At 64.4% G+C, this 24,357-nt stretch carries 19 protein-coding genes and 1 riboswitch; of the genes, 9 read left to right on the top strand and 10 right to left on the bottom strand.

Annotation, left to right across the window (positions count from 1 at the left end; genetic code table 11):
• Positions 1-194: 194 nt before the first annotated feature.
• The 4 genes from MU848_RS14930 to cofH form a co-directional block, all read right to left on the bottom strand.
• Positions 195-1,436: a CaiB/BaiF CoA transferase family protein gene (locus MU848_RS14930; RefSeq protein WP_247233826.1), complete on the bottom strand. Its 1,242-nt coding sequence runs from the start codon at positions 1,434-1,436 to the stop codon at positions 195-197.
• A 156-nt stretch (positions 1,437-1,592) separates the two neighbouring features.
• Positions 1,593-2,705 (bottom strand): helix-turn-helix transcriptional regulator, encoded by a 1,113-nt coding sequence (locus tag MU848_RS14935; protein ID WP_247233828.1) that lies wholly within the window; start codon positions 2,703-2,705, stop codon positions 1,593-1,595.
• A gap of 51 nt (positions 2,706-2,756) precedes the next feature.
• On the bottom strand, positions 2,757-3,602 hold the full coding sequence (locus tag MU848_RS14940; RefSeq protein WP_247233906.1) for an HpcH/HpaI aldolase/citrate lyase family protein: 846 nt from the start codon (positions 3,600-3,602) through the stop codon (positions 2,757-2,759).
• Positions 3,603-3,673: 71 nt separating this feature from the next.
• On the bottom strand, positions 3,674-5,977 hold the full coding sequence (gene cofH / locus MU848_RS14945) for a 5-amino-6-(D-ribitylamino)uracil--L-tyrosine 4-hydroxyphenyl transferase CofH (RefSeq protein ID WP_247233830.1): 2,304 nt from the start codon (positions 5,975-5,977) through the stop codon (positions 3,674-3,676).
• A gap of 250 nt (positions 5,978-6,227) precedes the next feature.
• Here cofH and lptB point away from each other — a divergent pair, with 250 nt between their 5' ends.
• Both lptB and rpoN read left to right on the top strand, forming a co-directional pair.
• Positions 6,228-7,013, top strand: a complete 786-nt coding sequence (gene lptB / locus MU848_RS14950) for an LPS export ABC transporter ATP-binding protein (protein ID WP_247233832.1) — start codon at positions 6,228-6,230, stop codon at positions 7,011-7,013.
• A 51-nt stretch (positions 7,014-7,064) separates the two neighbouring features.
• Positions 7,065-8,573, top strand: a complete 1,509-nt coding sequence (gene rpoN / locus MU848_RS14955) for an RNA polymerase factor sigma-54 (RefSeq protein ID WP_247233834.1) — start codon at positions 7,065-7,067, stop codon at positions 8,571-8,573.
• A 194-nt stretch (positions 8,574-8,767) separates the two neighbouring features.
• Here the strand turns inward: rpoN and MU848_RS14960 are convergent, their stop codons facing one another.
• Together MU848_RS14960 and mgtE are read right to left on the bottom strand one after the other, a co-directional pair.
• Positions 8,768-9,166 (bottom strand): DUF1489 family protein, encoded by a 399-nt coding sequence (locus MU848_RS14960; RefSeq protein ID WP_201516399.1) that lies wholly within the window; start codon positions 9,164-9,166, stop codon positions 8,768-8,770.
• A 40-nt stretch (positions 9,167-9,206) separates the two neighbouring features.
• The gene (gene mgtE, locus MU848_RS14965; RefSeq protein ID WP_247233836.1) at positions 9,207-10,655 is read right to left on the bottom strand and encodes a magnesium transporter; all 1,449 of its coding nucleotides are present in this window, start codon (positions 10,653-10,655) and stop codon (positions 9,207-9,209) included.
• A gap of 157 nt (positions 10,656-10,812) precedes the next feature.
• Between mgtE and MU848_RS14970 the strand changes: the two genes are divergently transcribed.
• A complete protein-coding gene (locus MU848_RS14970) occupies positions 10,813-11,265 on the top strand; it encodes a peptidylprolyl isomerase (RefSeq protein ID WP_247233838.1) in 453 nt (150 codons plus the stop codon).
• Between the two features lie 112 nt (positions 11,266-11,377).
• Here the strand turns inward: MU848_RS14970 and MU848_RS14975 are convergent, their stop codons facing one another.
• The 3 genes from MU848_RS14975 to ppc form a co-directional block, all read right to left on the bottom strand.
• Positions 11,378-12,034 carry a hypothetical protein gene (locus MU848_RS14975; RefSeq protein ID WP_247233840.1) on the bottom strand — a complete coding sequence of 219 codons (657 nt, stop codon included), beginning with the start codon at positions 12,032-12,034 and terminating at the stop codon, positions 11,378-11,380.
• The gene (locus MU848_RS14980; RefSeq protein WP_247233842.1) at positions 12,034-12,594 is read right to left on the bottom strand and encodes a hypothetical protein; all 561 of its coding nucleotides are present in this window, start codon (positions 12,592-12,594) and stop codon (positions 12,034-12,036) included. Before MU848_RS14980 ends, MU848_RS14975 begins: the two co-directional genes overlap by 1 nt.
• Positions 12,595-12,848: 254 nt before the next feature.
• Positions 12,849-15,545, bottom strand: coding sequence for a phosphoenolpyruvate carboxylase (gene ppc, locus MU848_RS14985; protein ID WP_247233844.1), 2,697 nt, complete (start codon positions 15,543-15,545; stop codon positions 12,849-12,851).
• Positions 15,546-15,854: 309 nt separating this feature from the next.
• On the opposite strand from ppc, the gene MU848_RS14990 reads away from it, so the two are divergent.
• From MU848_RS14990 to chrA, 4 genes are all read left to right on the top strand, one after another.
• Entirely contained in the window at positions 15,855-17,309 is a 1,455-nt protein-coding gene (locus tag MU848_RS14990) for an ATP-binding protein (protein ID WP_247233846.1), read from the top strand.
• Positions 17,306-17,767 carry a low molecular weight protein-tyrosine-phosphatase gene (locus tag MU848_RS14995; RefSeq protein ID WP_097093284.1) on the top strand — a complete coding sequence of 154 codons (462 nt, stop codon included), beginning with the start codon at positions 17,306-17,308 and terminating at the stop codon, positions 17,765-17,767. The genes MU848_RS14990 and MU848_RS14995 overlap by 4 nt, the downstream gene beginning before the upstream one ends.
• A 313-nt stretch (positions 17,768-18,080) precedes the next feature.
• Positions 18,081-19,016: a chromate resistance protein ChrB domain-containing protein gene (locus tag MU848_RS15000; RefSeq protein WP_247233848.1), complete on the top strand. Its 936-nt coding sequence runs from the start codon at positions 18,081-18,083 to the stop codon at positions 19,014-19,016.
• Entirely contained in the window at positions 19,013-20,413 is a 1,401-nt protein-coding gene (gene chrA / locus MU848_RS15005; RefSeq protein ID WP_247233850.1) for a chromate efflux transporter, read from the top strand. The genes MU848_RS15000 and chrA overlap by 4 nt, the downstream gene beginning before the upstream one ends.
• Here the strand turns inward: chrA and MU848_RS15010 are convergent.
• Positions 20,410-22,509: a malate synthase G gene (locus MU848_RS15010; RefSeq protein ID WP_247233852.1), complete on the bottom strand. Its 2,100-nt coding sequence runs from the start codon at positions 22,507-22,509 to the stop codon at positions 20,410-20,412. The two genes, chrA and MU848_RS15010, sit on opposite strands and share 4 nt — an antisense overlap.
• 111 nt (positions 22,510-22,620) lie before the next feature.
• Between MU848_RS15010 and MU848_RS15015 the strand changes: the two genes are divergently transcribed.
• Both MU848_RS15015 and MU848_RS15020 read left to right on the top strand, forming a co-directional pair.
• Positions 22,621-23,514, top strand: a complete 894-nt coding sequence (locus MU848_RS15015; RefSeq protein ID WP_247233854.1) for a LysR family transcriptional regulator — start codon at positions 22,621-22,623, stop codon at positions 23,512-23,514.
• 180 nt (positions 23,515-23,694) lie between these two features.
• Positions 23,695-23,874: a hypothetical protein gene (locus MU848_RS15020; RefSeq protein ID WP_201516408.1), complete on the top strand. Its 180-nt coding sequence runs from the start codon at positions 23,695-23,697 to the stop codon at positions 23,872-23,874.
• 233 nt (positions 23,875-24,107) lie between these two features.
• Positions 24,108-24,354: riboswitch (cobalamin riboswitch) on the top strand.
• The last annotated feature ends 3 nt before the right edge of the window (positions 24,355-24,357 follow it).

Genomic DNA, 24,357 nt, shown 5'->3' on the forward strand with positions numbered 1-24,357 from the left:
CCAAATCCAGCGCAACATCATCGCCGAACGCGGACTAGCTATGCCACGAGAACCAAGAGGGTGACAGATAAAAGGGGGTAAAGCTGACCAGCTTTACCCCCAAACTCAGCTCGCGCCCAGTCAGGCCCAATAATGGCCTGCATAGAGTCACGATAAATGCGCCCGGCGGCCGGAAACCGCCGGGATCATGGAGATCAGATAATCTTCATCTCTCGCAATTCGTCGATGCGCGCCGCGTCATAACCCAGCTCGCCCAGCACCTCGGCGCTATGTTCGCCAAGCAGCGGCGGCGCTCGACGGATCGTCGCGGGAGATTCCGACATATTGGCCAGCGGACTGGCGATCAGGTCGACGGTCCCAGTCTCTGACCATGGATGCGGCGTCGTTACACGCAGGCCGCGATGCTGCACCTGCGGATCTTCCCACACTTCAGGCAGTTCATTATAGCGCGCGGCGGGGATGCTCACCTCATCGAACTTCGCCTGAAGCTCTTCCGAAGTGAAACCACGGCTCCACTCATTGATGATGTCCATCAATTCGAGCCGGTTCAACTTGCCCCGCTTGTAATTCTCGTCGAAGCGCGGGTCCTGATAGAGTTCAGGCTGCCCCATCAGCACAGTCAGGCGACGCCAATGTTCGTCACCGCCCGCCGTCAGGTACAGCATGCCGTCCTTGGTATGGATGAGGTCCGCAGGCCCGCCGCCATTGCCGCCATTGCCAAGCCGAGGCGGGGTAACGCCGCTCAGCAGATAATCCTGCATGATATGGCTGATCATCGCAACCGAACTATCCAGAAGGGCGATATCGATATGCTGGCCTTCACCGGTCTGGTTACGATGCTGAAGCGCGGCAAGAATGGAGATAGCCACATTATGGCCCGTGATGAAATCCACCAGGCTAGGCCCGGCCTTGAGCGGCCCAGCCCCGGGCTGCCCTTCCGGAATGCCGGTGACCGCCATCATCCCGCCGGTAGCCTGGAACAAACCGTCATAGCCAGGCCGCGCCGCCATCGGCCCCGTCTGCCCGAAACCGGTCACCGAACAATAGATAAGGCGCGGGTTGATCGCCTTCAGGCTCTCATAATCCAGCCCGAAGCGCTTGAGATCGCCGACCTTGTAATTTTCGATCAGCACATCGGCGCCCTGCACCAGCTTGCGCAGGATTTCCTGGCCTTCAGCCTTGCTATGGTTGAGCGTGATCGACCGCTTGTTGCGGTTCGCCGCCGCGAAAAAGCCCGCCTGGCGGACATTCATCCCGTCCTTGCCCTTCACCTCGGCGAGGCCGTAGACGCGTCCATCATCGCCGACGCCCGGGCGTTCCACCTTGATCACGTCCGCGCCCAGATCGCCCAGTATCTGCGCGCCGATGGGCCCTGCGAGAACGCGGGTCATGTCGATGACGCGAATGCCTTCAAGGGCTGCCTTGTTACTGCTCATGGTCGCCTGCCCCTCCAAATTGATATGCGTAGCGTTGGGCGGCCCCTTATCCACTTTTCCGTCAAAGCGCCAGACGAGAGGCCGCGAAACTTGCAGGGAAAGGGAGATATTTCTGCTGTTTCAAGGCTATGGAAATTCGCCACACCCTGCGCCTGATCAGGCGAAGGGAGCAAGCCCCGTCAGGATCAGCCGGACCAAGTCCGCCTGCCCCTTCGCGCCCGTCTTTTCATAGATTCGCTTGGAATAGTTGCGCGCCGTTTCGCTGGTCAGGCGCAGCTGCTCACCCGCGCTGACGATGCTGTCCCCCAAGCTCAACGCATGAGCCAGCGCCGCTTCGCTGCTCGACAGTCCGTGCAATGCCGCCAGGGTGCCCACCGCCGCCTGCGCCGCTTCGCGCCTTGGGGTCCGCACGATGCCGATCACCGCTGGCAAGGCGCAAGGTTCGCTCAACGCCAGATCGGATTTTCGCAGCAGCAGGTCCAGGTCCCGGCTCTCATCGATGCGGATCACCCGGGTCGCGCCCGGCGGCGCCGACGCCATTTCCGCGCAAGCCCGGTTGAGCGCATGAGTCGTGTCGGGCAGTAATTGCAGCCGCCGCTCCGGACTTGGGCCGGGCTTCATGGTGAAGCTCAACATCGCCTCCGCCGCTGGATCGGCCGCCATCACCCGGCCACCCCAATCGAACGCCAACTGTGCCACGCCCAGCCGCGCGAGTGCGCCCTGCGCCATCGCCACCTGCAATCGCGCCTCGATCAGGGCCACCAAAGTCCGCAAGGCTGCGGCGAAATGCGGGGCGATGCTGGACAGCACGGCGACGGCGGAGGCAGAGAAATCCTCCCGTTCCCGTACCAGCAGGAAATGCGCATCCGCCACGCCCCCAGCCGCCACGCGCAACCAGCGGCCATAGCGGATATTCATCTCATTAAGCGCCTCGCGCTGCCGCGCCAGTTCACCCGCATCATCATAGTTGAGCATCTCATCCAGCGCATAGACGCGCCCGGGACGCAGCGATCCATAAGGATGCAGCCGCAGCGCATCCAGCCGCCGGAAATCGAGCGGCGGTTCCTGCGAAGCACGCGGCGCGGCGATGTGGATCACCGTGGGCTCCTGTTCGGGCATGGCATTGGCCAGTGAAATGATCAGAAAGGCCCGCCGCGCATAGGTGCGGCTGACGAGATTACGGATGAAAGCGCCAAAAGGCGGGCTTTCATGAATTCCGTCCACCAGCGGCAGGAACAGCTCGTTCTGATCGGCCCAGAGAGAACCCATGCCCCGCCTCTCCCATATGGGAGATAGGCCGTCAAGCTGACTGGCGGTGGTTCAACAGCGGGCGAGCAGCGCCTGCGCCTTTATCAGGTGCGGCCGGTCGATCATCTTGCCATCCAGCGTCAGCACGCCCGCGCCAGGATTGGCGGCAAATGCATCGACCACTGCCTGGGCACGGGCGACTTCCTCTTCCGATGGGGTGAAGGCCGTGTTGATCACCGGCACCTGATCGGGATGCACGGCCATCATGCCCAGAAAGCCGTCGCGCGCGCCGCGCTGCGCATAAGCGGCGAGCCCCTCCAGATCGCGAATGGCCGGATATACCGTCTCGATCGGCAGCACCCCTGCCGCGCTTGCGGCGAACAGGGTAAGCGCGCGCGCCATTTCATAGGGCGGCGTGTAGCTGCCATCGGCATGCCGGGCGGTCAGCGCGCCGACTGCCGCGGGCAGATCCTCCGCGCCCCAGGTAAGGCCAGCCAGCCGCTCCGGCACATCGGCATATTCACTCAGCCGGAACAGCGCCTTGGGCGTTTCCGTCGCGATCGGCAGGATCAGCGCGCGATCATCACCGCGCTGCCGCAGCCGCTCGTCCAAATCCTTGATCGACGCGGCACCTTCCGCCTTGGGCAGCATGATCCCCGCCGGACCCGCTTGCACGATTGCATCCAGATCGGCGTCTGTAAGACCGCCGTCGAGCGGGTTGACGCGCACGAACAGCAGGGTTTCGCCATCCGCCGCTTCCTTCAGAAAGGCCCCGATTTCCGTGCGAGCCGCCGCTTTGCCAGCGAGCGCCACTGAATCCTCAAGGTCCAGGATCAAGGCATCGGCGCCGCTGTTCAGCGCCTTGCGCATCCGTTCGGGCCGATCACCCGGCACGAACAACAATGACCGCAAACGCATTGGCCGCCTGGCTTCCATTCCCTCAATCATCCCCACGCCTTATCGTCACCGGCACGGCTTGGCAAAGCAGATCAGGCCGCCGCCTCCTGCCTCACCTGCCCGTAAAGCGTAGTGCGCTGCCGGGCAAAGCGCCCGGCCGCCTCTGCTGTGCGATGCATGCGATCGACATCGAACAATTGGCCGTTGGCGCCGCCTGCCGCGCGTGTGATGGATTCGTCCATCAGCACACCGCCCAGATCATTCACGCCCGCGCCAAGCGCCGCAATAACGCCCTCTTCGCCAAGCTTCACCCAACTCGCCTGGATGTTCGAAATCGCGCCGTGCAGCGCAATCCGCGCCACCGCCTGCATCAGCATCGCCTCCCGAAAGCTCGGCCCGGACCGCGCCTTGCCCTTCCGCCATATCGGTGCTTCCATATGGACGAACGGCAACGGCACGAATTCGGTAAAGCCGCCGGTCTCCTCCTGAAGGTCGCGCACCACGCGCAAATGCGTCGCCCAATGGCGATAGTCGTCCACATGCCCGAACATGATGGTTGCCGTGCTTTTCAGGCCGACCCGATGCGCCGCCCGCATCACCGCCACCCATTCATCGGTCAAAACCTTGTCCGGGCAGATGATCGCGCGCACCTCCTCATGCAGCACTTCGGCCGCGGTGCCGGGCAGGGTGGACAGCCCTGCTTCCTTCAGCATCGTCAGATAGGGCTCCAGTTCCATTCCGAGCGTCGAAGCGCCATGGGCGATTTCCAACGGCGAAAAGGCATGGATATGGATGCCCGGCGCAGCCTCCCGCACCGCCTTGACGATCGACAGATAGGTATGGCCGTCATAGTCGGGATGGATGCCGCCTTGCAGGCACACTTCGGTTGCACCCCGCGCCTGCGCCTCGGCTGCCCGTCGCGCCACTTCCTCCAGGTCGAGCCGGTAGGCCGGCCCGCGCAAGGCCTTCGCCGTCCCCTTGGAAAAGGCGCAAAATCCGCACCGATAGCTGCAGATGTTAGTATAGTTGATGTTGCGATTGACGACATAGGTCACGGCATCGCCCACCGTTTCGCGCCGCAATCGATCGGCGGCATCCATAACCCGACGAACATCGGAACCAGCCGCCTCGAACAGGGCGACAATTTCTCCTTCTTCAAGGCCGCGCCCCAACGCCGCCCTGTCCAATATGGCCTCGATTCGTCCAGTCTGCATCGTCTCCCCGGCGGCAGGCAGCGATGGCGGCGGCTCACCCGTTCCCGCGCGCCACCGCTCGATGATCGGCAAGCCCCTGGCATCCACTTCCCCCCGCACCTTCAGCGCGATTGCAGGCTCCAGCCATCGCTCCGGCTCCTTGGCATAGCGCGGACCCACCGCCAGCCTTTCGGTCAGCACGCGCCCGGCCGCCGCCGTTGCAGCGCCAAGCGCCATCAGGTGCGGCCAGGGGGCTTCGGGATTCACATGGTCCGGCGTAACGGGCGAAACCCCGCCCCAATCATTGACCCCCGCCCGCATCAACGCGGCAAGGCCGTCGGGTTGAAGGTTCGGCGGCGCCTGGATCGTCATGTCCGGCCCCAATATCAGCCGGGCGGCAGCGATCGTCCAAAGATGCTCCTCCAGCGGCGGCTCGGCATGCCCTGCCATCCGCGTGTCCGCCTTGGCCCGGAAATTCTGGATGATGACTTCCTGGACATGGCCATGCCGCGCATGAGCATCCCGGATCGCAATCAATGCTTCGATCCGCTCCATCCGCGTTTCGCCGATGCCGATCAGCAAGCCGGTGGTGAAAGGCACTCCGGCCCGTCCCGCCGCTTCGATCGCCTCCAGCCGCACCGCCGGGACCTTGTCGGGCGACCCATGATGCGGTCCGCCCTTGGCGCACAGCCGCTCGGACGTGCTTTCCAGCATCAGTCCCATGGACGCCGCCACCGGCCGCAGCATCGCGAGATCATCATCGTCCATGATGCCGGGGTTCAGATGCGGCAGCAGGCTCGTTTCAGCCAGCACCGCCGCCGCTGCCTCGCGCAGATAGCTCAGCGTTGATCCATGCCCCAATCCCGCCAGCGCCGATCGCGCGACCGCATAGCGGTCCTCCGGCCGGTCCCCCAGCGTGAACAGCGCCTCCCGGCATCCCGCCGCTTCGCCTGCCCGCGCGATGTCCAGCACTTGCTCGATCGACAGATAGGGCGACCCGGCATTGCGCGGCGCCTTGGCAAAGGTGCAATAATGGCAGACGTCGCGGCACAGATGCGTCAGCGGGATGAAGACCTTGCGCGAATAGGTGACGGTCGCGCCAAAGGACGCCAGCGTCATCGCCTCCGCCTGTTCCATCAAGGATTCCACGGACTGCGGGATCAGCGCACGCGCCCATCCCTCCGCCGTACCGGCATCTGTCATCCTCATTCCTCGCCTATCTTATGCGTCGAATTGTACAGCGGCGAACAGTTTTGCCCTGCGCCAACTCGATCCCGAACTTGATGCAGCCCTGACCCTTGTGGCGCGCCAAATCAAGCATTGAACGGCCTTTCGGCGGGGATCGCCGATTTTCCCCTTGCCCCGGACGCGATCCCATGCACAAAGCTTGCCAATTGCCTCGGCCGCGCCGCTATTTTACGTGGCGTTAACCATGTCGCAGCAAGGATGAGTGATGGACGATGTCGTAATTCAGGATAGGCAGGACGCCGAAAGGCGCAGGGCAGCGCAGGAATCGAGCGACGGCCTGTCGGTCATTTCCATCGCCAAAAGCTATGACAAGCGCACGGTCCTGACCGATGTCTCCCTGACGGTAGGAAAGGGTGAGGTCGTCGGCCTGCTCGGCCCCAACGGTGCGGGCAAGACGACCTGTTTCTATTCGGTGATGGGCCTTGTAAGCCCGGATCATGGCCGCATCATCCTGGACGGCCAGGACATCACCGGCCTTCCCATGTACCGCCGCGCGATCCTGGGCCTTGGCTATCTGCCGCAGGAAACGTCGATCTTCCGCGGCCTCACCGTCGCCCAGAATATCAGCGCGGTGCTGGAACTGGCCGAACCGGACAAAGCGTCGCGCGAAGCCCGCCTTGCCCAGCTGCTCGATGAATTCGGCCTCACCCGCTTGGCCAATTCGTCCGCCATGGCGCTCTCCGGCGGTGAACGCCGCCGCTGCGAAATCGCCCGCGCGCTTGCCGCCAATCCCTCGATCGTCCTGCTGGACGAACCCTTTGCGGGCATCGACCCGCTCTCCATCGCCGACATTCGCGACCTTGTGAAACAACTCAAGACGCGCGGCATCGGCGTTCTCATCACAGACCACAACGTCCGCGAAACGCTGGAAATCGTGGACCGCGCCTGCATCATCTATGGCGGCCAGGTGCTCTTCACCGGCAGCCCGACCGAACTGGTCGCCAATGCCGAGGTGCGCCGCCTCTATCTGGGCGAGAATTTCTCGCTCTGAAATGACCGCGCGGCGCCCCTCCCTCCGGCGTGACGAAACAGGCACCGGCTGATGTCGCTCGCGCCCCGCCTCGACCTGCGGCAAAGCCAATCGCTGGTGATGACGCCGCAGCTTCAGCAGGCGATCAAGCTGCTGGCGCTCTCCAATCTCGAAATCGACGCCTTCGTCGCGGCGGAACTGGAAAAGAACCCGCTGCTGGAGGCAGGCGGCCCGATCGATCCAGCGCCCGCCGCCGATGGCATAGACGCGCAGATGGACCTTCCCGCCCTCGCCGCTGAAACAGGCGGCATTGACGCGCTGATCGGCCAAGGCCACGCCGAAAGCGACGCCCCGCTCGACGTCGATTATGGGGCGGAAACCTTCATTGACGATGGCCAGTTCGATCGCGCCGTCAGCGCCATAGGATCAGGCGGCCACGATCTTTCCCAAGGCAGCGGCGAAGCGATCGACTTCGACAGCTTCGCCAATCCGGAGATCGGCCTTCAGGAACATCTGATGGACCAAGCGCGCAATGCGCTCTCCGGTATGGACCTGCTGATCGCGACCCAGCTCATCGGCCAGATCGACGAGGCCGGCTATCTGGAGGCCAACCTCCTCGAAACCGCCCATGGCATCGGCGTCCCTCTTGCCCAGGCGGAACAGGTGCTGGGCGTCATCCACGGCTTCGACCCCACCGGCGTCGGCGCCCGATCGCTCGCCGAATGCCTGACGCTTCAGGCCAAGGAGGCGGATCGCTATGACCCCTGCATGGCGAAGCTGCTCGCCAATCTAGACCTGCTCGCCCGTGGAGCCCTCCCCCAACTGCGCCGCATCTGCGGCGTGGATGAAGAAGATATGGCCGACATGATCCGCGAGCTGCGCGCCTATGATCCCAAGCCGGGCCTGCGCTATTCCAACGACCGCGCACCCCCGGTGACGCCCGACCTGTTCGTGAAACCCGCAGGCGATGGCTGGTCGATCGAGATCAACAGCGCGACCTTGCCCCGCCTGCTCATCAACCGCAGCTATTATGTCGAACTCGCCTCCGGCCCGCAGGATCGCACGTCAAAGGCATGGCTCGCCGATTGCCTCGCCAGCGCCAATTGGCTGGTCAAGGCGCTCGACCAGCGGCAGAAAACGATCATCAAGGTCGCCACCGAAATCGTCCGCTGCCAGGAAGATTTCTTCCGCAAGGGCGTCGCGCACCTGAAGCCCCTGACGCTCAAGATGGTCGCCGAAGCCATCGGCATGCATGAATCGACCGTCAGCCGCGTCACTTCCAACAAATATCTCTCCTGCCCGCGCGGCGTTTATGAACTGAAATATTTCTTCACCAGCGGCGTGTCGGCAGCAGGCGGCGATGGCGCCGTCTCCGCCGAAGCGGTGAAGAGCCACATCAAGGCCCTGATCGCCGCAGAAACCGCCGACGCGATCCTGTCCGACGATACGCTGGTCGACCTGCTCCGCGGCAAGGGTATGGACATCGCGCGCCGCACCGTCGCCAAATATCGCGAGGCGATGGGCATCGGCTCATCGGTGCAAAGGCGGCGGCAAAAAGCGCTGCAAGGAAAGGCGGCGTAACGCTCACCACCACCCGATCGAGGGCCATCACCTCGTTAGAACACCCCCACCTCCGTTCGCCCTGAGCCTGTCGAAGGGCTTTTCTTCAGGCATAGCACTTGAAAAGAAGAAAAGGGCTTCGACAAGCTCAGCCCGAACGGAAGCTGGAGAATAGCCAACAGTCCGAACGGGAACGAGGTCTCCAATACCCTCCCTCAAACCAACCCCAACCGCGTCAACTCCCCCAGCATCGCGGGCGGCATCGCCTCCAGATCATCCACCTCGCCCGACCCCAGATCAGGCGGCGCATCCTTCTCCTCCAAGTACCGCCACCCCTGATGCGCACGTTTGGGCGCACCGCGCACCGCGATCAATCGCGGCTCCAGCTTGATCCAGAAGCGCCCCTGCCCGGTCTCTTGAAAACCGATCAACGGACTACGCCCCACCAGCCTGTGCTGATGTATCCAGTAAAGCGACCCGCCCTCCATCTCCGCCACCCGCTTGGGCAGGTAGCGGGTCGTCAGCCGCGCCTCGCCGGAATGACTTTCAAGCCATGCGCGCAATGTCGCCGGGCTCTCGCTGCCAAATGCAATCTTTGTGATGTGAAGGGGCATGGACAAGAAAATGGGCTCTCAACGCACAGGGTCAAGCCCGTCACAGACCCCAGATCGTCGCCAGTCCCAGGAAAGAGAAAAAGCCCATTATGTCCGTCGTCGTCGTCACGAACACAGCCGACGATACCGCCGGATCGACATTGAACCGGTCCAGTGTCACCGGCACCAATATCCCGGCCAGCCCCGCGACCAGATTGTTGATCAGCATCGCCATGGCAATCACCAGGCCAAGGTCATGATTGCCGTAGATCAGCCCCACGGCCAGGCCGACCATGATCCCAAGCGCCGTGCCATTGGCGCTCGCGATGCGAAACTCCCGCGCGATCTGCCGGATCGTATTCGAACTGGTCAGCTGATTGGTAGCCAGCGCGCGCACCGCGACCGCCATGGTCTGGGTCCCGGCATTGCCGCCCATGCCCGACACGATCGGCATCAGCACGGCCAGCACGACATATTTGGATATCGTCGCCTGGAACAGCCCGACGACCGACGCCGCCAGCACCGCCGTGCCCAGATTCACCACCAGCCAGGACAGGCGCGTGCGCACCGTCTCCAATATCGGCTGATTGATGTCGCCCTCGCCCGCACCCGATAGGCGCAGGATATCCTCGCCCGCCTCCTCGGAAATGATGTGGACGATGTCATCGACCGTGATCATGCCGACCAGCCGCCCGCTGGCATCCACCACCGCCGCCGAAATCAGCGCGTATTTCTGGAAGCGCAGCGCCACTTCCTCCTGGTCCATGTCGACCGGGATCAGCGTCTGCTCGCGCTTCATGACATCCGCCATGGCGATCGAGCGTGGACAGGTCAGGATCCAGCTCAACTGGCAGGTGCCGATCGGCTTGTGCGCCTCGTCCACCACGAAGATTTCCCAAAAATCCGTGGTCAGGTCGCGATTGTCGCGCAGATAGTCGATCACCTGGCCGACCGTCATATGTTCGGGCACCGCGACCAGATCGCGCTGCATCAATCGGCCGGCGGACTCCTCGGGATAAGCGAGCGCGCTCTCGATCGCCGCGCGATCTTCCGGCTCCATCGCATCGAGAACGGCCTGCTGATCGGCCTCCTCCATATCCTCGATGATCGCAACGGCATCGTCGGTATCGAGTTCAGCGGCAAAGTCCGCGACCTGCTGCGGCTCCAGCGCATCGAGCAGGTCGTCGCGGACATAGTCGTTAAGCTCGGACAGCACTTCCGCGCCGACCAGATCGCCCAGCGCCGCCGCCACCTCGCCCCGCCGCTCGGAGGGCGTCAGTTCCAGAAGGTCGGCAATGTCCGCCGGGTGCAGCGGCGACACCAGTTCGCGCGCCCGATCACGGTCGCCATCCTCCACCGCGTCCAGCACGGCGGAAACAAAGTCCGGCCTCAGCCGGTCATCCTCGTCATGACGGGATTCCGCCTGCTCGGCGGCACGTCCATCAACGACTACGTCGTCAATAGGCAGTTCGTCCGGCCGGGGCTCGGCCATATCGGCTCGCTCGCTCATCGCGTCCCCTACTGTCCGGTTCCTGTAACATTTGGCTGCTTTTGCTCATGATCGGGATAAATGCAATGCCTCAAACATTGATTGAAGCGCTTCCATCCCGGTCCTAACGCTCTATATGGACCAACATTTCCCCACTCCCCCGAAAGAGGAGATTTCCATGGCCGACGAAACGCTCACCCTCACCCTCGACAGCGGCGGCGATGTCGTCATAAAGCTGCGCCCCGATCTGGCGCCCGGCCATGTCGAACGCATCACCCAGCTCGCCAAGGAAGGCTTCTACGACGGCGTCGTCTTCCACCGCGTCATCCCCGGCTTCATGGCGCAGGGCGGTGACCCGACCGGCACTGGCATGGGCGGGTCGAAGCTGCCTGACCTGAAGGCCGAATTCAGCCGCGAACCGCACATCCGCGGCGTCTGCTCCATGGCCCGTGCGGCGAACCCGAACAGCGCCAACAGCCAGTTCTTCATCTGCTTCGACGACGCCACCTTCCTCGACGGCCAGTACACCGTCTGGGGCGAAGTCACGTCCGGCATGGAACATGTCGACGCCCTGCCGAAGGGCGAACCGCCCCGCACCCCCGGCAAGATCGTCAAGGCAACCATTTCCTGACAAGAGCGAAGGGGCCGATCGAAAGATCAGCCCCTTTCTTCTGTTAGCGTCATCCCATTCGCTTCGAACGCAGTCGAAAAGCGGACACCGCTAGCCAAGCTTCCCGCGCCGACTACTCCGAACCATTCGCGACGGCGGCATCGCCAGCCTCGCCCTCAACCGGCGCGACATAAGGTCCGATCGACTCGATGTGCCACCGCCGGTCAGCCTCGCTCGATCCCGGCACGTCATTGACTCGCCGCAGCGTCACCTGCCGCAGCTTGTACCAAGGCTTCCCATTCACCGCGAGCCGCCCATAGACTTGCACCGGCACGGTCACATAGGAAGAGCCCGCCGCGCCCTCCATCTCACCGGGCGCACCGATATTGGCGTGGATTTCGCTAAAGTTGCGGAAACGTCGGGCAAAAGCCTCGTCATCCTCCGCGCCGATCGCGCCCTTCTCGTTCCAAAGGTCCTGCGCGTCGTCGAAACGCCGCTGTTCCAGCAGCGCATAATAGCCCTGCACGACCTGGGCGGCGCCCTGCGGTCCCTTAGGGTCGATCGACCCTTCCTCGATCGGGGCGGCATCTGGCGGCAAGCCGCCGGGCGTCCCTGGCTCGGGTGGCCGCAGCGGTTCGAGCACCTCCCGCGCCTCCGCGCGGAAGCTGTTCTCAACCTGCGCAGCGTTGGCACCGTTGGCCAGGTTGTCGATCGCGCTTTCCTCCCGCCCGTCACAGGCGGCGAGCGAGAGGGAAATGACCAGCGTTGCAGCGCCCCACCCAGCCCGCATCAGCGACGCAGCGTCCCGCGCCAGTGCGTTCCATCGGAACGGGTCGTCGTGGAACCAGATGCACCGCTCGACCGGCCGCCGCTCCAGCTGCCGCGTGGGCTACCCGCGCGCGGCTGGCTCTGAACGACCGGAGGAGCAGCCGTGGCATTGTTCCTGTCCCGTCCACGCCATTGGCCATCTCTCACCCGGCGGCCATCGCGATAAAGGCGGCCTTCTTCCGGCCGGGCCAGACTGCCGCGCCAATGGTCGCCACGCTCGTTGCGCCGACCTTCCCAATAGCGCCGCTGGTCGTTGTTCCAGCGGTGACGGCGTCCACCCCGGTCGTAGACATAGTAGCCGCTGCCCGGATAATAATAATCGCCGTACCAGCCATAGCCGGGGCCGTAATAGCCTGAACCATAATAAGCGGGGCCATAATAATCGTCATAATAGCCACCGCCATAATAGCCTGACCCGACGCTCACACCGCCATAATATCCATCGTCATAGGCGCAGCCGCCCAGTGCCACCGCACCGGCAAGGCTGATCGCAGCCAGAAACCTTCGTCCGGACCACGTCATTGCCTCTCTCCTTTTCTCCAATACAGGCAGGATAACGCGTCCCGGTTGAATTGGTTGTGAATGAAAACATGGACTCTGCTCACCGCATGGGCCATCGACGTTCATCCGGCCTTCATCTTCTTGGCTGGATTAGCTTTTTTCTGAATTTGGCCAGGTTGCTTTTGTCGCCCGGCTCTCCGGCTCGCGCCCTCCTTCACGGGGAGCGCCAGGGGTTCGGGGCGGCATTGGACTGCTAGCCGTCCCGGATTCACCCTCTAGCCGCTGTTGCGCAGCGCCGTGGCGATGGCGTTGATCGACAGTTCGATCCCTTCCTTGATGCGCGGATCATCCTCCCCACCGCGATGGCGCTTCATCAGTTCCACCTGCAACAGGTTCAGCGGCTCGATATAGGGCAGCCGCAACCGGATCGATTCATCCAGCTTCGGGTTCTTCTCCAGCAACCGCGACTGCCCCGTCGCCGCCAGCAGCCCGTCATGGGTCAGCTGCCATCCTTCCCGGATACGCTCGAAGATCGCGCCGCCCGCCGTCTGATCCTCGACCAGCGGCAGATAATGGGCCGCGATCCCCAAGTCCGACTTCGCCAGCACCATCTCCAGATTGGCAAGCGCGGATTTGAGGAAGGACCAGCTCTGCGCCATATCGGCTAGCAGCGCCTTGTCCTCGAACGCCTCGAACGCCTGTCCCATGCCGTACCAGCCGGGCAGCATCACCCGCGCCTGTGACCAGCTGAACACCCACGGGATCGCCCGCAAATCCTCGATCCGCGTGCTCTTGGTCCGGCTGGCGGGCCGCGAACCGATCTTCAGGCCTGAAATCTCCTGGATCGGCGTCAGCTGCCGGAAGAACTCCTTGAACCCCTCCGTCCCGTAAACCAGGTCGCGATAAGCGGCAAAAGCGGTCTTGGACAGTTCGTCCATCGCCCCGGCAAAGCGCGCTGCATCCTTGTCCGAAATCCCCTCCGGCTCCAGGCTGGCAAGCAAAGTCGCGCTCGTCATCGCCTCCAAATTGGTCATCGCCACGTCGCGCGTGCCGAACTTCGCCGCGATCACCTCACCCTGTTCGGTGATGCGGATGCGCCCCTGCACCGTGCCGCGCGGCTGCGCCTGGATCGCCGCGAAGGAGGAACCCCCGCCACGCCCCACCGCGCCGCCCCGGCCGTGGAACAGCTGCATCGCCGTGCCCGCATCCTCGAACACCGGCGCCAGCGCCTTGCTCGCCTGATACAGCCCCCAGGTCGACGTGATATAGCCGCCATCCTTGTTGCTGTCGGAATAGCCGATCATCACTTCCTGATGACCCCGCTCGCGCACCACCCCCGCAATCTCGGGCAGCCCGAAATAGGCCGCCATGATGCCCGGCGCGGCCTCCAGATCCGCGATCGTCTCGAACAGCGGCACCGCCATGATCGCCGCTCGCGCCGGTCCGCCATCCTTGCCCGCGCGCCATAACCCCGCCTCCTTCAGCAGCAGGTTGACCTCCAGCAGGTCCGAAACGCTCTCCGCCTTGGAGATGATATAATGGCTGATGCACGCAGGCCCGTAAGTCTCATGTGCCTCCGCGGCCGCCTGCACGATCGCCAGTTCGGACGCGGTCTCCTCCGAATATTCCGAAAAGCGCGAACCCAGCGGCCGATTGCTCGCCAGTTCGGCCCTTAGCAGAGCAACCCGCGCCTTCTCATCCAGCGCGGCATAATCCGCCTCAACCCCCGCCACCTTCAGCATCTCGGCGACCACGCGCTCATGCACATCGCTATTCTGCCGCATGTCGAGCGTCGCGAGGTGGAACCCGAACGTCTCGACCGCCCGGATCAGCCGCCCGAGCGCCCCACCCGTCGCCAGCGCGCCGTCGCCCTCGCTCGCCAGCCCCTGCGCCACCGTCACCAGATCGCGCCGCAAATCCCCCGGCTGCGCATAGGGCTCTCCCGACAACCGCGAAGGACGGGGCGGCTCTTTCCCGACCAATTCCCGATAGGTCGCCGCCAGCCGTGCATAAATCCCCGACAGCGCGCGCCGATAGGGCTCATCCCCGCGGCTGGGCGAGTTGTCCCCGCTCCCCTCCGCCAAGTCCAGCACTGCCTCCGGGACATGCGCCAGCTCGGTGGATAGCGACAGCTCCGCCCCCAGGGCGTGCACCGCCTCCAGATAATAAGCGATCGCCGCCTCGCACCCACGCCCGAGCGCCGACCGCAACTGGGGCGCCTGCACGAACGGATTGCCGTCCCGGTCCCCGCCGATCCAGTTCCCCACCCGCAGGAAACTGGGAGGCCGCACCCCCAGCACCCGCTCCCACCGCGCATAAAGCGCAGGCAGCACCGGCAGGAACACGTCCCGGAAATAGGTCAGGACATTGTCGATCTCATCCTGCACAAACAGCTTCTGCCGCCGCAAAGGCCGCGTCTGCCATAACAGCGCGATCTGCCGCGCGATCGCTTCGTCCAGATTCTCGCCATCCTCGGTCTCGTCGCGCCCCGCATCCTTCAAAGCCATAAGGTCGGCGATGCGGTTCTTGTGATCGATCATGCTCTTGCGCCGCACTTCGGTCGGGTGGGCGGTCAGCACCGGCACGATCAGCGAATGATTGAGCAGCGCCAGCACCGCGTCCCGCCCGATCCCATGCGCCTCCAGCCGCTCGATTGCCGAAGCCACATCCGCGTCCGGATCGGCCGCCACACCCTGCCGATCCTCCGCCAGATTGGCGAGCATGGAAAACAGCATGAACCCGCGGACGAAGGACAGCGTATCGTCCAGGCTCAACGCCTCCAGCCCGGTATCCACCACATCCGCGCCGTGCAACCCCCGTGCCCGGTCAACCGACGCGGACCTGATATATTCCGTCTGCCGGTAAAGCCGATCCCCGCCATAGGCCCGGATCACGTCGCCGAGCAGGCGGCCAAGGTAACGAATGTCCGGATTTTGCGTAACCGGCGGAGGAGGAGAGGAAAGAGTCGCCATGAAATCGATGCTGCGCCGCAACAATCGCCGGGTCAAGGGGTCCGCGCACTTACACGGAACCGCGCTGCCGCGATATCAACTCGTCATCCCGGGCTTGACCCGGGATCCCGCTTCTCTTCAAGCCATGCGAATAAGGAAGCGAGACCCCGGGTCAAGCCCGGGGTGACCACAATAAAAACAGGCTACGGTTCTAATTCCAAGCCGCCACCCCCACCGCCCGTTCGGGCTGAGCCTGTCGAAGCCCGCCCGCGCGCGCCCTTCGCCACACCACCCTTGCGCGAATCCCACCGCCTGGGCCAAAGGACAGATGTGACCGCCACCATCAGCATAGGAACCGACGGCAACGGCAACCCCGTTCCGATCGACGTAGAGGAATTGCTCGCCACCCGCCTGCTCGTTCAGGGCAATTCGGGTTCCGGCAAATCACACCTCCTCCGCCGCCTGCTGGAAGAAAGCGCCGCCCTCGTCCAGCAGGTCGTCATCGATCCCGAAGGCGACTTCGTCACGCTGGCCGACGAATATGGCCATGTCGTCATCGACGCGGGCGACTATAATGAACGCGAAATCGTCAAGATGGCAGCGCGCATTCGCGAACATCGCGCGTCGGTGGTCCTCAGCCTCGAAAGCCTCGAACTCGAAGCGCAAATGAAATGCGCCGCCACCTTCCTCTCCACCCTGTTCGACGCCCCGCGCGACCATTGGTATCCCGCCCTCGTCGTGGTGGACGAAGCCCAGATGTTCGCCCCCGTCGCCGCCGGTGACGTCTCCGACGAAGCCCGCCGCCTTTCCCTCGCCGCCATGACCAACCTCATGTGCCGTGGCCGCAAGCGTGGCCTTGCGGGCGTCATCGCCACCCAGCGCCTCGCCAAGCTCGCAAAGAATGTCGCGGCCGAGGCGTCCAACTTCCTCATGGGCCGCACCTTCCTCGACATCGACATGGCCCGCGCGGCTGACCTGCTTGGCATGGAGCGCCGCCAGGCCGAACAGATACGCGACCTTGAGCGGGGCCGCTTCCTCGCCCTCGGCCCCGCCATCTGCCGCCGCCCCGTCGCGGTGAAGATCGGCACCGTGAAGACCAGTACGCGCGGCGGCACCCACAAGCTGATGCCGCCCCCCGCAGCCGCGACTGAAAATATGCAGGAACTGCTCTTCGCCAGCGCAGGCGACGAAGACACGCTGCCCCCCCCGCCACCCCGCGCCGAACCCCTACCGCTCCCCGCCGAAGAACTGATGCGCGCCCTCGCCGCCGCGCCCCTTGCCAAGCCTGCCGCGCCCGAACTGGATTTCGGCCAGAATGAGCCCGTCGTCATCGCGGTCCTTGAAGAGATCGTCGCCGACCTGGGCGACGCGCAGCCCAGCGTCGCCACCCTCTATCAGGATTTCGGCGTCCGTTGTCGCATGAAGGGCCTGCGCACGCCCCCACTCGACCTTGCCGCCTTCCGCAAGCGTTTCGCCATGGCGCAGGCGGGCATGTTCGACGCCGCCGATCCGCGCTGGGACGACGCGATGAAGGCCGCCCAGCCCCTGCCCGAAGACATGCTCGCTCCCTTCCTCCTCATCGCCCGCGCCGCGATGCAGGGCCTGCCCTGCCCCGACGATGGCGCCCTCGCCCGCGCCTATGGCACCAGTTCGCCGGGCCGCGTCCGCCGCCTCATCGACTATATGGAAAAGATCGGAGTTATCGTCGCCCGCACCGACTTCGGCGGCCGCCGCTCGATCGGCGTGCCGCACCTCGGCCTCTCGACAGCGGCAGCCGAAGGATGAGCGTCTCCGTCCTCTTCGTCTGTCTCGGCAATATCTGCCGCTCGCCCCTTGCCGAAGCCGCCCTGCGCGCTGAAGCAGAAAAGGCGCGCCTTCAAGTCGAGGTCGATTCCGCAGGCACCGGCGACTGGCACGTAGACTGCCCGCCGGACAAGCGCGCCCAAGCCGTCGCCCTCCGCAACGGCATAGACATATCCACCTATCGCGGCCGCCAGGTCACCCCGGACGATTTCCACCGCTTCGACCATATCTTCGCCCTCGACGCGGAAAACCTCAAAAACCTCCGCCGCATCCGCCCCTCGGACGGCACCGCCGACCTCCGCCTCCTCATGGACCTCGTTCCCGGTCGCGAAGGCACCAGCGTCACCGACCCCTATTATGGCGAAGATGAAGGCTTCAATGAAACCTGGGCAGATGTGACCAAAGCCGCGAAAGCGCTCATCGAACAACTCCGAAACTAACGCCCACCGTGCTCCTGCGCAGGCAGGGATCCCATCCTTTTGGTTCACGCGGAGGCGCGGAGACGCGGAGGCTTACAGGCCCGCGCAGCGAAACAATCAAACCCCAGCTCAGTTGCAAGGCCACGCCTGTTCAAAGCCCTACCCCTTCCCCCACAAATCTCCGCGCCTCCGCGTCTCCGCGTGCAAAAATTTTTCGCGCAGAGGCGCGAACTGAACAATGCAACTTGTCCCCTGACGGGAACCAGACAGAAGCATATCACCGCTGAATGATATAGCTATTTCCCACATACAATTCATATGATACACCTGCATCATGAACTCCTGGCTAGCCCTCCTACATCAGCTCCCGGCCAAGCCACCCTATCTGCGCGTGAAAATCTGGCGCCGCCTCCAATCCATAGGCGCGGTTCCGCTCAAAAATGCCGTCCATGTCCTCCCTCAATCGGACGCGTCCGAAGCCGCCTTCCGCACCCTACTGGATGAAATCACCACCGGCGGCGGCGAAGCCATCCTCACGGAAATCCGCCTCCTCATCGGCCAATCCGACGCCGAAGTCCGCGCCCTTTTCGACACCGCCCGCGATGCCGATTATGACGACCTCGCCCAATCCGCGCGCCGCCTGCTCGAAACCGGCCCCGCCACTGCCGCAGACATCGCCAAGCTCCAGAAGCGCCTCGAAGACATCAGCCGCATCGACTTTTTCGGCGCGCACGGCCGCCAGGAAGCCGAAGCGGCGCTCACCGAACTCGACCGCCGCCGATACCAGCATCCGGACGTCACCCGCGCCGAATCGGCCGAAGCCCCGGCGATCCTCACCAACCGCATTTGGGTCACGCGCAGCGGCGTCCATGTCGATCGCATCGCCTGCGCCTGGCTTATCCAGCGCTTCATCGACCCCCATGCCCGGTTCCGTTTCGTCGACAGCCGCTCCCATGATCCGGTGCCCGGCGAGCTGCGCTTCGACATGGCCGACGCGGAATTCACCCATGAAGCCGACCGGTGCAGCTTCGAAACCCTGCTGCTGCGCGCGAACCTGACCGACGATCCCGCCCTGCAAGCCATCGGCGAGATTATCCACGAACTCGACATAGCCGACGGCAAGTTCGCCCGTCCCGAAACCGCTGGTCTCGGCGCGATGCTCTCGGGCGTCTGCGCGTCCACCGACGATGATCTTCAACGCATCGCCCTCGCCAGCGACGCCCTCAACCAGTTCCACGCCTTTTTCAGCAATCGAAAGACCGATCGATGAGCAGCAACGCCTCGACCCTCTCCGCCGCCGCCACGCCCTTGCCCGATCACGGCATCCCGCTCGGCGAAGCCACCCGCATATGGGCAAAGATCGCGGCCTTGAGCTTCGGCGGTCCCGCAGGCCAGATCGCGGTGATGCACCGCATCCTTGTCGAGGAAAAGAAGTGGATCGGGGAGGAGCGTTTCCTCCACGCCCTCAACTATTGCATGCTGCTCCCTGGCCCGGAGGCGCAGCAGCTCGCCATCTACATCGGCTGGCTGCTCCACAGGACGAAAGGCGGCCTGATTGCAGGCATCCTCTTCGTTCTTCCCGGCTTCCTCGCCATCTTGGGCCTGAGCTATATCTACGTCCTTCTCGGCAAGGTCCCGCTCGTCGAAGGGCTCTTCTTCGGCCTGAAGGCTGCCGTCCTCGCCGTCGTGGTGCAAGCGGTCGTCCGCGTCGGCTCCCGCGCGCTCAAGAACAACGTCATGCGCGGCATCGCCGCCGCCGCCTTCGTCGCCATCTTCTTCCTCGACGCACCTTTCCCGCTGATCGTCCTTGCCGCGGGCCTCATCGGCTATCTCGGCAGCCGCAGCGGTATCGCCCAGTTCAAGGGCGGCGGCGGCCATGGTCCCGCGTCCGGCAACGTCATCCACGATCGCGACACGGCGCTCGGCGAAGCCCTTCCCGATCATGCCCGCCCGAACCTGCGCTGGTCGCTCCAGATCTCGACGGTGCTCCTGGTGCTCTGGCTTGCCCCCGTCCTCGCCCTTTTCCTCGCGCTCGGCCCAAACGATGTGTTCGCCCGCATCGCCAGCTTCTTCAGCCAGATGGCGGTCGTCACCTTCGGCGGCGCCTACGCGGTCCTCGCCTATGTCGCGCAGGAAGCAGTCGGCACCTTCGGCTGGCTCCGCCCCGGCGAGATGCTCGACGGCCTCGGCATGGCGGAAACAACGCCCGGCCCGCTGATCATGGTGACGCAGTTCGTCGGCTTCCTCGCCGCTTTCCGCGACGCCGGGATGCTGCCGCCGCTCGTCGCCGCCACACTGGGCGCGATCCTTACCACCTGGGTGACCTTCGTCCCCTGCTTCCTCTGGATATTCGCAGGTGCGCCCTTCATCGAACGCCTGCGCGGCAACCGCGCGCTGTCCTCAGCCCTGACCGCCATCACCGCAGCTGTAGTGGGCGTGATCTTGAACCTAGCCCTCTGGTTCGCGATCCACACCCTCTTCGCCAAGGTCCACGCCGTGCCGACGCCCACCGGATCGCTCGACGTGCCCGTCCTCGCCTCGATCAACCTTCCAGCCCTGGCGCTTTCAACGGCAGCCCTCATCGCCGTCCTCCGCTTCAAGGCCGGGGTCCTCCCCGTCCTCCTCTGCTCAGCCGCAGCTGGCGCCGCCTATGTCCTCCTGACCTAGGCGGCCTTGGCCTTAGCCCGAAACGCATGCAACAAAGGCTCGGTATAACCATTAGGCTGCGCCACCCCCTCAAACACCAGCGCCCGCGCCGCCTGGAAGGCGATGCTCTCCTCCTCCCGCCCGCTCATCGGCTGGTAGAGCGGGTCGCCCGCATTCTGCGCATCCACCTTGACCGCCATCAGCCGCAGCGCCGCGTCCACCTCCTCGGCCGAACACACCCCATGCAGCAGCCAGTTGGCGATATGCTGCGAAGAAATCCGCAACGTCGCCCGATCCTCCATCAGTCCCACATCATGGATATCCGGCACCTTGGAGCAACCGACGCCCTGGTCCACCCAGCGCACGACATAGCCCAATATCCCCTGCGCATTATTGTCCAGCTCGTCCCGAACATCCTGCGCCGTCCAGTTCACCCCCGCCGCCAGCGGTATCGTCAGCAGCGCATCGAGCGAAGCCACCGCCTCGGCCTTCCGCTCCTCCTGCCGGGCAAAAACATCGACGGCATGATAATGCGTAGCGTGCAAGGTCGCGGCAGTCGGCGAAGGCACCCAAGCCGTATTCGCCCCCGTCATCGGATGCCCGACCTTCTGCTCCAGCATGTCCGCCATCCGATCCGGAGCCGCCCACATGCCCTTGCCGATCTGCGCCCGGCCCGACAGCCCGCAAGCCAGCCCGATCTGCACATTGCGATCCTCATAGGCCTTGATCCACGCCGCGCCCTTCATGTCGCCCTTGCGGATCATAGGCCCCGCCCGCATCGACGTATGGATCTCGTCCCCCGTGCGATCCAGAAAGCCGGTGTTGATGAACACGATCCGGTCCCGCACCGCATGGATGCAGGCGGCAAGGTTGGCCGAAGTCCGCCGCTCTTCATCCATCACGCCGACCTTCAGCTGATGCCGCTCCAGCCCCAGCAGATCCTCGATCGCATCGAATAGATCATTGGTGAAGGCGGCCTCCTCCGGCCCATGCATCTTGGGCTTCACGATATAGATGCTGCCCGCCCGGCTGTTGACGAAGCGCCCGCCGCGCCGAATGTCGTGCAAGGCGATCAGGCTGGTGACGATGCCATCCAAAATCCCTTCCGGAGCCTCCGCCCCATCCACCAGCCGCACCGCAGGCGTCGTCATCAAATGCCCGACATTGCGCACGAACAGCAATGACCGCCCCGGCAGAGTGAACCCACTCCCATCCGGCGCAACATAGGACCGGTCGCCATTCAGCCGCCGCGTCGTCATCGCGCCATTCTTCTCGAAGCTCTCCTCCAGGTCGCCCTTCATCAGCCCCAGCCAGTTGGCATAGGCCGCCACCTTGTCCGCAGCATCCACCGCCGCGACCGAATCCTCCAGGTCGCAGATGGTCGACAAAGCCGACTCCAGCACGACATCGGCCAGATGCGCCAGGTCATCCCGCCCGATCGGATGCCCCGCATCGATCACCAGTTCGATATGCAGCCCATGATTGCGCAGCAGGATATTATCCCCCGCCCGCCCGGCAAATTGAGCAGGATCCCGCAACACCGGCACCCCGCCAGCCCACTCCGCCCAGCTCCCCTCCGCCAAAGGCACCGCCCGGTCCAGAAACGCCTTGGCCCAGGCAATCACCTGCGCCCCACGCGCCGGATCATAGCCCTTGCCCGCCGCCGCCCCCGGGATCGCATCCGTCCCGTACAGCGCATCATACAGGCTTCCCCACCGCGCATTGGCCGCGTTCAACAGGAACCGCGCATTCAGGATCGGCACCACCAACTGCGGCCCCGCCAGGCTCGCAAGCTCCGCATCCACCCGGCCCGACCCGATGGAAAAGGGCGCAGGCTCCGCCACCAGATAGCCGATCTCCGTCAGGAAAGCCCGATAGGCCTCCGCATCGAAAGGCCGCCCCGCATGCTCCCCGTGCCAGGCATCGATCTGCGCCTGAAGAGCATCGCGTTTCTCCAGCAAAGCCGCATTGCGCGGCGCGAACCGCGCGAAAATCGCAGCAGCGCCTCGCCAGAACGCATCCGCCACGATCCCCGTCCCCGGCAGCACATCCTCATCGATAAAGCGCGCCAGTTCGGCGGCCACCATCAGGCCCGATTTCTCGATCATGCCGTCCATGGGCAACTCTCCATCACGAAAAACTATGGCCAAAATCTATAGACCCGCCGCCATCCTCGCACTAGACGATAAAGGTTCAAAGCATCTGTTCCTCACAGGAAAAGATCATCAATGGACCCCGATTATCTCCTCTTCGCCCGCGCGGTGGAAGCAGGCAGCCTCTCAGCCGCTGGCCGCATGCTCAACATCTCGCCCGCGATGATGTCGAAACGCCTCTCTCGCCTCGAAGCCCGCCTCGGCGTCCGCCTCATTCACCGAACCACGCGCCGCCTCGCCCTGACGGAAGAGGGCGCCAGCCTTCACCGCGATCTCGTCGCCATCCTCGACGCCATTGCCCAGGCGGAAGAGCGCGTCACCAATCGCCACCGCACCGCGTCAGGCCCGCTGCGCATCTCCGCCCCCACCTCCTTCGGCCGCCTCCACGTCGCCCCCCATGTCGCCCGCTTCCTGGAACAGCATCCGCGCATCGACCTCCAACTCAACCTGTCCGATGCCTATGAAGACCTGCTCGCCGAACGGATCGACCTTGCGATCCGCATCACCAGCGACATTCCCGCCCATCTGGAGGGGCATCATCTCGCCGCCAACCGCCGCATACTCTGCGCGAACCCCGCCTATCTCGCCGCCCACGGCACGCCGGAAAGGATAGCCGACCTCTCGCGCCACCGCCTGCTCGCGGCCGAAGGACAATTGCCATGGCGATTGGTCAACGGGCGCGCGCGCAAGCTGATCGACGGCCAAAGCCATGTCCGCACCAACAGCAGCGAAATCGTGCGTGAACTCGCCCTCACCGGCGTCGGCATCGCCCTGCGCTCGCTCTGGGACGTGGGCGATCTGATGGCGGACGGACGCCTCGTCCGCGTCCTTGAACCTTGGGAAGGCCCCGCCGACCTCGCCGTCCACGCCGTCCACCCCCGCGCGGCGGGCCGCCCTGCCGCCGTGGACACCTTCATCGCATTCTTGCGCGAAAGCTTCCGCGACGCGCCGTGGAACAGGGGCGGTTGATAGAAAAAGCCAGGCGGGCTCCCGCTCAACCCGCTGAAAAGCCAAAATTCCATTATGCGAAAATTCGCCAGGCTCCTGTCAAAAAATAGAAGCTTTCCGGCGTTAACCTGCGTAATGGCAGCGGGAAACAGGCCGATGTTATCGTTCGAGCCATAAGAAACTTGAGAGAGGATATGGGCCATGCGCCCCAATGACGCGTCACATTTTTCCGCCTGCGCCGCCCAGGAAGCGCGGCAAGCCAGGGAAGCCCGCCTGCGCGGCGCCGACCAGGCAACCATCGCCCTCCACAATGAACGCGCCGTCCGCTACCAGGCCATGGCCCTCCGCCTCCAGCGAGAACGCTGCACGACCCTGAACTGATTGGCGCGAAGGCCCAGCACCACCATTCCCCTCTCCCCTTCAGGGGTCGGCCAGAGGCACGTGACTCTGGCCGAGGTGCCGAGCGAAGCGAAGGCGGGAGAGGGGACTGTAAAGCAACCAACGCCGCCCCCCTCTCCCCACCCCTCCCCCCTAAAGGGGAGAGGGAGCAATCCCCACCCACCCCCCTTGCCCCACACCCCCACCTCCGCTATCGCCCCCTCACCCGGGCAACCCCCGGGCATGATCGCGCCGGTGCCTCGAAAGAGGCTTAAAAGGGAACATGGTAAGGAAGGCATCCGCCTCCCCAAGCCAGGGCTGTCCCTGCAACTGTAAGCGGCGAGCGCGATGCACATCGCCCCACCTCACAGGCAGGTTGGGGCAAGTCACTGGGCCGGACGCTAAATCCTGCGAGGCCTGGGAAGGCCGTGCATCAAGCGATGACCCGCGAGCCAGGATACCTGCCAGCGTTTGGTCGCTCTTGCC

This window comes from Sphingobium agri, from assembly GCF_023051225.1.
GTDB lineage: Bacteria > Pseudomonadota > Alphaproteobacteria > Sphingomonadales > Sphingomonadaceae > Sphingobium > Sphingobium agri.